The sequence below is a fragment of the Bacillus sp. AFS029533 genome (assembly GCF_002585125.1).
GTDB lineage: Bacteria > Bacillota > Bacilli > Bacillales > Bacillaceae_G > Gottfriedia > Gottfriedia luciferensis_B.
The window spans coordinates 1-7,427 of the sequence record NZ_NUQC01000061.1; the positions used below are offsets into that span (position 1 = coordinate 1).

Genomic DNA, 7,427 nt, shown 5'->3' on the forward strand with positions numbered 1-7,427 from the left:
TTTTTTAGTCTACATGCAAATCGCAATTAAATTTAGCGAAACTGCAATTAAAATTTGAGAATCGCAATTAAATTTTACAAAACTGCAATTAAAATCCTAAAAAACGCAATTAAAATATAAAAGTACCCATACCAGTTAAGGTATTCCTTTCTAAAAAACAGACAAAAGCAGATCATTTAAATGGAAAACTTGCAAATATGCCTTCTATCAAATAAAAACTTGATAAGAATCTACAAAAATTTCTTATAATAATCGATTAGATCAACTGCAAATGAAAAACTCTGTTGAAATACCCTAACAGAGTAGTACATTTCCCAATAAAAATGGGCCGCTCATATGTCAGTTAACCTGACTTTTGAGACAGCCCCAATCTAATTAAAACAGTTCAATTATGCTCCATCATTAATGAAGCTATATTGCGCCATGTATAGCTTATAATAATGTCCTTTTAATCCTAGTAACTCTTCATGTGTACCGCTTTCCTCGACATTTCCGTTTCCGATAACCATAATTTTGTCGCAGTCACGGATTGTTGATAATCGGTGGGCAATGACAAATGATGTACGACCTTCTAATAGCTTTTCAATTCCATTTTGAACAAGCTTCTCTGTATGTGTATCGATATTCGAAGTAGCTTCATCTAATATCAATATTCTAGGATCAGCTAGTAGAGCACGAGCAAAAGAGATTAATTGTCTTTGACCTAATGAAAGTCTTGATCCCCTCTCGTTTACATCTGTATCATATCCATTCTCCATTTTAATAATAAAGTCATGAGCATGGACTGCTTTAGCTGCAGCAATTACTTCTTCATCTGTAGCGTTTAATTTACCGTATCGAATATTTTCCATAATCGATGTTGAGAATAGGAATGTATCTTGTAGCATTATTCCCATTTGACTTCTAAAAGATTCTAAATCTACTTTTTTAATATCGTTCCCATCTACTAAGATTTCACCTTTTAAAGGATCATAGAATCGACTTAAAAGTGAAACAATTGTTGTTTTCCCTGCTCCAGTTGCACCTACCAATGCAATTTTTTCACCAGGATTTATTGTGAAATTCACATTTTTTAAGACTGTAGAGTTTTCATCATAACCAAAAGTCACATTTCTAAATTGAACTTCACCATTAATACGTCCAATTGGAGGTGCATTTTCTTCACTAATAATTTCTGGATCAATATCCATAATGTCAAAAATACGATCAGCTGCCGAGAAGTTTGATATTAATGTATTATAAAAGTTTGATAAGTTCATAATTGGACGCCAGAACATGCCAATATACATTGAAAATGCGATTAATGTTCCAACTTCGATATCTTGACTAGTTACAAGCTTATATCCAACATAAAATACAATTACAGTACCAACACCCCAAGAAAGCTCAACTAATGGCCAGAAGAAGTCATTCATTTTTACTGCTCTCATGAATGAGCCCATTAATTCAGAAACCTTTTCTTTGAAGTCTTTTTCTTTATCTTTTTCTTTCGCAAAAGATTGAACTACTTTTATTCCTGAAAAATCTTCATGTATAAACGCAATTAAATTTGAACGTTTCTTTCTATAATCATCCCATCTTTTACGTGCACGTGTTTCAATATAAAACATGGCAACTGCTAAAAATGGCAGAATTGATACTGATGCGATTGCAAGTTTAACATTTAAAATAAACATTACGACTGTAACGCAAACTAAGCTTAGTAATTCTGGAATTAACGTTTGAATACTTTGGTTGAATAAATTTTGGAGAGCACTAATATCACCCATTACACGAGCCAAAATTTTACCTACTGGTCGATTATCAAAAAACGTAAATGATAGTTTTTGAATATGTGTATAAAGCTCATGACGAATATTTACTAAAATATTATTCGTAACAGAGCTAATCATCGTCCAACGTATTTTTGAGGCAATCATTGCTAAGAAATTTAGTGCTAATAGTACAACTCCAATCATTATGAGCCCTTTTACATCGTGATTTTTAATATTTGTATCGATCGCTACCTTTAGTAAATATGGATTTAATATCCCGATTACCATTACAAATAACAATAAACAAATAACGCTAAATGTTTTTAATTTATAAGGCTTTAAATAAGTCCCGAGCCTAAGAATAAGCTCGGTTTTACTCCGATTTAGTTGGTCTTCATCACGATTTATCGTATTTTGTGCCATTAGACCACCCCGCTTTCTACTGTTTCAAAATCTTTGAATTGTTCTTCGTAGACTTCAAAGTATCTTCCCTTTTTATCAAGTAATTGTTTATGATTTCCTTTTTCAACTATTTCCCCATTTTCAACGAATAAAATTACATCGGCATTTTTTACAGCTGAAATACGGTGTGCAATGATAAATGTTGTACTATGTGAGAAACGTTTATTTAAATTGTGTAATAATTCATACTCCGTTTCCATATCTAATGCAGAAGTTGCATCATCTAAAATTAAGATAGGAGCATTTCTTAATAATGCGCGGGCAATTGATATACGTTGTTTTTGGCCACCAGATAAACCAATACCTCGTTCACCAATTTCCGTGCTGAATCCTTCTTCTAGCTCATCAATAAAGTCTAAACAACAAGCAATACGGCAAGCTTCACGGATTTCATCCATTGTAGCTTCTGGGTTTCCTAGTTTAATATTATTTTCAATCGTATCTGAGAAAAGGAAAGTATCCTGAGAAACGAGAGACATATTTTGACGTAAAGATGTTAGATTAAAATCTTTAACATTAACGCCATCTACTAGAACTTCCCCTTTGGCCACATCGTATGAGCGACCAATCAGATGAAGAATTGAAGATTTCCCAGCACCTGTCGTTCCCATAATCGCTACTTTACTACCACTTGGAATATATAGATTAAGATCTTTTAAGACAATTTCATCATTATATTTGAAGCTTACATTTTTATATTCCACTGAACCGTCAACTAGATTAGGTGTATATGCACCTTCTTTGTTTTCAATTGCTGTTTTACGATCTAAAATTTCAAAAATCTTCTTCGCAGAAGCTTGGTTTTTAGAAAGTACATCTGTTAACCAGCCTAGCATTCTCATCGGCCAAATTAAGTTCCAAATATATCCACTGAATGCTACTAGTTCACCTAGCGTCATACTTTGTTGTAAAACGAAATATCCACCGATAATAATCATTGCAACAAGCGCAATATTTGTTAAAAATTCAATATTAGGAAAATATTTACGCATTATTTTAGCTTGAGACATATTTAAATCATAATATCCACGATTCATTTTCAAAAATTTCAACGTCTCATGCTTTTCTCTAGCAAATGCTTTAACCAATCTTACACCCGCAATATTTTGTTGAGCTGTTGTATTGATTTCAGCTGTATGGTCACTTATTTTACCGTAACCTTTATTAAGTAAGCGATTTAAACGCGTCCCCATATATCCAATTGGGATCATGATTGCTAAACAAATTAGTGCCAACTGCCAATTAATTACAAATAAGATAACTGTACTGACAGTAAAATAAATTATATTTTCAACAAACAATCTTAGTCCAAACGCAATTGTTTGCCAGATATTTTCCACATCTTCATTAATTCTCGATAGTAATTCACCCGTATTCATCGAGTCGAAATACTTAAATTCAAAACTTTGAATATGCTTGAACATATCATTTTTTATATCCTCATGTACCTTTGAACTTACTAAGTCATATAAATATTCTTTTACATAACCAAAAATTGATTTGATAATTGTTACACCTATAATTCCACCGATAACCGGAAGAACTACTGATGATTTTCCTTTCGTAATACCATCATCGATTAGAATCATTTGTAAATAAGGAATTAAATGATCCACACCTATAACTAAAACCATTGAAATTGAACCAATAATAAATGAAAGCTTATGCCTAAAGACATATTTTAAAATTCGAGACAAAATTATACCTCCCTTGTATCAATTAACCTAACTCTACGCAACCCTCCACTTTTTTTGACAATAAAAAGACCATGGGAATATTTTCCATACCCCATGGCCATAAAGAAACGTTTCGCCCAAAAACAAACAGTTATGAATCGTTCATTTTTGGCACAAAAAAGCCATGGGAAATATAAACCCATGGCTAAATCGTCAATTGAAATCTAAATTTCAACGTGGTCCGTCCTGCGTAGAGATAGGGTTCATAATCATTATGAAATTTTGTGATGCTTCACAGCTTAATTTTCTTACAATCATCATGTTAACCTACCTCCTTCTTATTTGATATTCTTATCATATACGAGTGGACTTCAAAATGTCAAACTATTTTTAATAAATTTAATTATTTAATTTTATAAACAATTGCTTCATACGGTCTTAAGCTATTATTCACACCCGTTACACTTGAATCTTTATAATTACTTAAAATTATACTTACTTCATTATAGTTATTACTATAACTAAAGTTTGTTTCCTCATTTGTAAAGTTAGCTACTACTAAGAATTTTTCACCATTATACTGTCTTTCATATGCAAATACTTTTTCATCCTTTTCAGCAAGCATTTCAAATGAACCATAAACAATTGCAGGATTTTCTTTTCGCAATTGGATCAATTGACGATAATGATGAAAAATTGAATCTGAATCATTTATCGATTGTTCAACATTTATTTTAGTAAAATTCGGATTTACTGTTAACCAAGGGTTTCCTTTTGTAAAACCTCCATGCTTTTCTCCATTCCATTGCATTGGAGTACGTGCATTGTCTCTACCTTTTGTATAAATCGATTCCATTATGTCTTCGTGCTTGTAACCTTTTGAAATACGGTCATTATACATATTTTTCGTTTCAATATCGTCATATTCATCAATGCTTTCAAATCGAATATTTGTCATTCCAATTTCTTCACCTTGATAAATATAAGGTGTACCTTGCATTAAATGAAGGATTGTAGCAAGCATTTTTGCACTTTCAATCCGATATTCTTTATCATTACCCCATCTAGAAACAATTCGTGGTAAATCATGATTGTTCCAGAACAAGCTATTCCAAGCCTTTCCATCAAGCTGAGTTTGCCACTTATTAAAAACTTCTTTTAGCTCTAACAAATTCAATGGCTTTAAATCCCATTTTTCTTTACCTTCTTGTTGATCAAGACCGATATGCTCAAATTGAAAAATCATACTTAATTCATTTCGAGCAGGATCCGAATATAGCTTTGCAATTTCTGGAGTTGCTCCCCAAGTTTCACCAACAGTTAGCACATCATGATTTCCAAAAGTCTTTTTATTCATTTCTTTCAAGAATTCATGTAACTTAGGACCGTTTGCCGTAATCTCTTGATCTGGAATCTTTCCAATTAAATCTATTACATCCATTCGGAATCCACCAATTCCTTTATCAAGCCAAAAGTTCATCATATTATATACTTCTTCGTGGACTTTTGGATTCTCCCAGTTTAAATCTGGCTGCCTTTTACTAAATAAATGCAAAAAGTATTGTCCAGTTTGTTCATCATATTCCCATGCACTGCCGCTGAAAACAGAAGGAAGGTCATTTGGTTTACTTCCATTCACAGGATCTCTCCAAACATAATAGTCTCGATATGGGTTATCTTTGCTCTTTCGAGATTCAATGAACCACGGATGTTCATCAGATGTATGGTTCACAACTAAATCCATTACGATTTTAATCTCTCGACGATTCGCTTCAGAAATTAATTCATCCATATCATTCATCGTCCCGAACTCTTCCATAATGTCACAATAATCACTAATGTCGTAACCATTATCATCATTAGGAGATTTATATACAGGACTCAACCATATAACATCTATTCCTAAAAGCTTTAAATAATCAAGCTTTTCAATTATTCCTTTTAAATCACCGATTCCATCAGCATTACTATCCATAAAACTTCTAGGATATATTTGATAAACTACACTATTATGCCACCATTTTTTCTCCATTTTAATTGCCTCCTAGATTATGTATAAATCTTAAAAACTCAAAAAATTTATTTGCTTTTTATTTCTTCAATCTACATAATTCGGTACGTGAAATTCCAAAACATTTAAACCAATTTAAAATCGTGCAATCGTGTGCGCAATTTTATAATATAAAGTGTCCTATTCTTAGTAAATGTATATTCAAAATTCTTTTAAACCGCTTACATTTTCTATTTTAACAAGATTGGTCATTAATGCAAACATTTACATTTTTCTTCAACGATTTAAATGAATAAAGTATATCCGTTCCTACCATTAAACTAATCTCAACCTATAACTTATTTGAAAATCTAAAAGACTTATAGATCCATTTTTAGACCTTATCCAGTATTCCAATTAACTATTTTTTCTTTATTTCAAATTTAAAATTGATAGGACAAGCATTCCCTTCATACTATATAAGGCTACGCATTTTCTAAATATTGTTGGGGGGAAAACTTTGTTAAAGCGCTGTTTTATTTTTTTCTTAGTACTGCTTTTATTTTTAAGCACTTCTTTTGTTCAGTCTTTCGCGGCAGAAACAAAACCTGTTTCGCAATTTATCATTATTAATAAATCGATTAATAGATTAGCTTTTTATGAGAATGGTAAATTGGTAAAAGTTTTTAAAGTTGCTACCGGTAAGAGTCAGGATCTAACTCCTGAAGGCAAATTTAAAATCGTCGTTAAAATTGTAAATCGGCCTTATTATAAAGAGAATATTCCTGGGGGTGATCCGAGGAATCCACTTGGTAATAGGTGGTTAGGTTTAAATGCTAGAGGGACATGGGGTACAACCTATGCAATCCACGGAAATAATAATCCAAGTTCTATTGGAACTTATGCTAGTCACGGCTGTGTACGAATGTATGATGAAGAAGTAGAATGGTTATATGATCGAGTTCAAAAAGGTGCTACTGTTTTAATCACTTCATCTAACCAATCGTTCCAAGACATCGCCGTTGCAAATCATTTATTTGATGATGATTCAGGAACTGTAGTAGTAACAAAACCAACGGATATTCCGACTAGTTTACAACTTGGAAGTGTAGGTTCAGAGGTTGAATGGCTGCAGGATTCATTAACTAAATTAGGATATTCTACAAACGGGGTCGATGGCTATTTTGCTAAAGGCACAGATCAGGCAGTGAGAGCATTCCAACTAGATAATGGCTTAACTAGTGATGGAGTTGTTGGTGCTGGTACAAAAAAATTATTATTAGACAAACTCCAAGAAAAAAACCGCGAGTTAGTATCGGCTTATTTTTATACACTTACATTAAAGAAAAATGTAAAAACAAATGGTGAGGACAGATTCGATAGTCAATTAAATGGGGTTCAAAAATTAAAATATTAAACTATTAGAGGGTATCCAAAAGTCTAACTTTTAATGGAACCCTTATTTTTTTTGTGATTAAGGTGGACTGCAAATAAAATCTGGTTTTCGCAATTAAAATTGACAAAACTGTATCTACGTCAATAAAA

4 protein-coding genes are annotated in these 7,427 nt (G+C 32.2%); 1 reads left to right on the forward strand and 3 read right to left on the reverse strand.

Annotated features, from left to right (window positions below):
* Positions 1 to 389 precede the first annotated feature (389 nt).
* The 3 genes from COE53_RS22245 to COE53_RS22255 form a co-directional block, all read right to left on the reverse strand.
* A complete protein-coding gene (locus COE53_RS22245) occupies positions 390 to 2,177 on the reverse strand; it encodes an ABC transporter ATP-binding protein (RefSeq protein WP_098948738.1) in 1,788 nt (595 codons plus the stop codon).
* Positions 2,177 to 3,913, reverse strand: a complete 1,737-nt coding sequence (locus tag COE53_RS22250; protein WP_069034422.1) for an ABC transporter ATP-binding protein — start codon at positions 3,911 to 3,913, stop codon at positions 2,177 to 2,179. Before COE53_RS22250 ends, COE53_RS22245 begins: the two co-directional genes overlap by 1 nt.
* Before the next feature lie 382 nt (positions 3,914 to 4,295).
* Positions 4,296 to 5,924, reverse strand: coding sequence for a glycoside hydrolase family 13 protein (locus COE53_RS22255; protein ID WP_069034423.1), 1,629 nt, complete (start codon positions 5,922 to 5,924; stop codon positions 4,296 to 4,298).
* A gap of 478 nt (positions 5,925 to 6,402) precedes the next feature.
* On the opposite strand from COE53_RS22255, the gene COE53_RS22260 reads away from it, so the two are divergent.
* Complete coding sequence (locus COE53_RS22260) at positions 6,403 to 7,299, forward strand: L,D-transpeptidase family protein (protein WP_069034424.1); 897 nt, start codon at positions 6,403 to 6,405, stop codon at positions 7,297 to 7,299.
* Positions 7,300 to 7,427 lie beyond the last annotated feature (128 nt).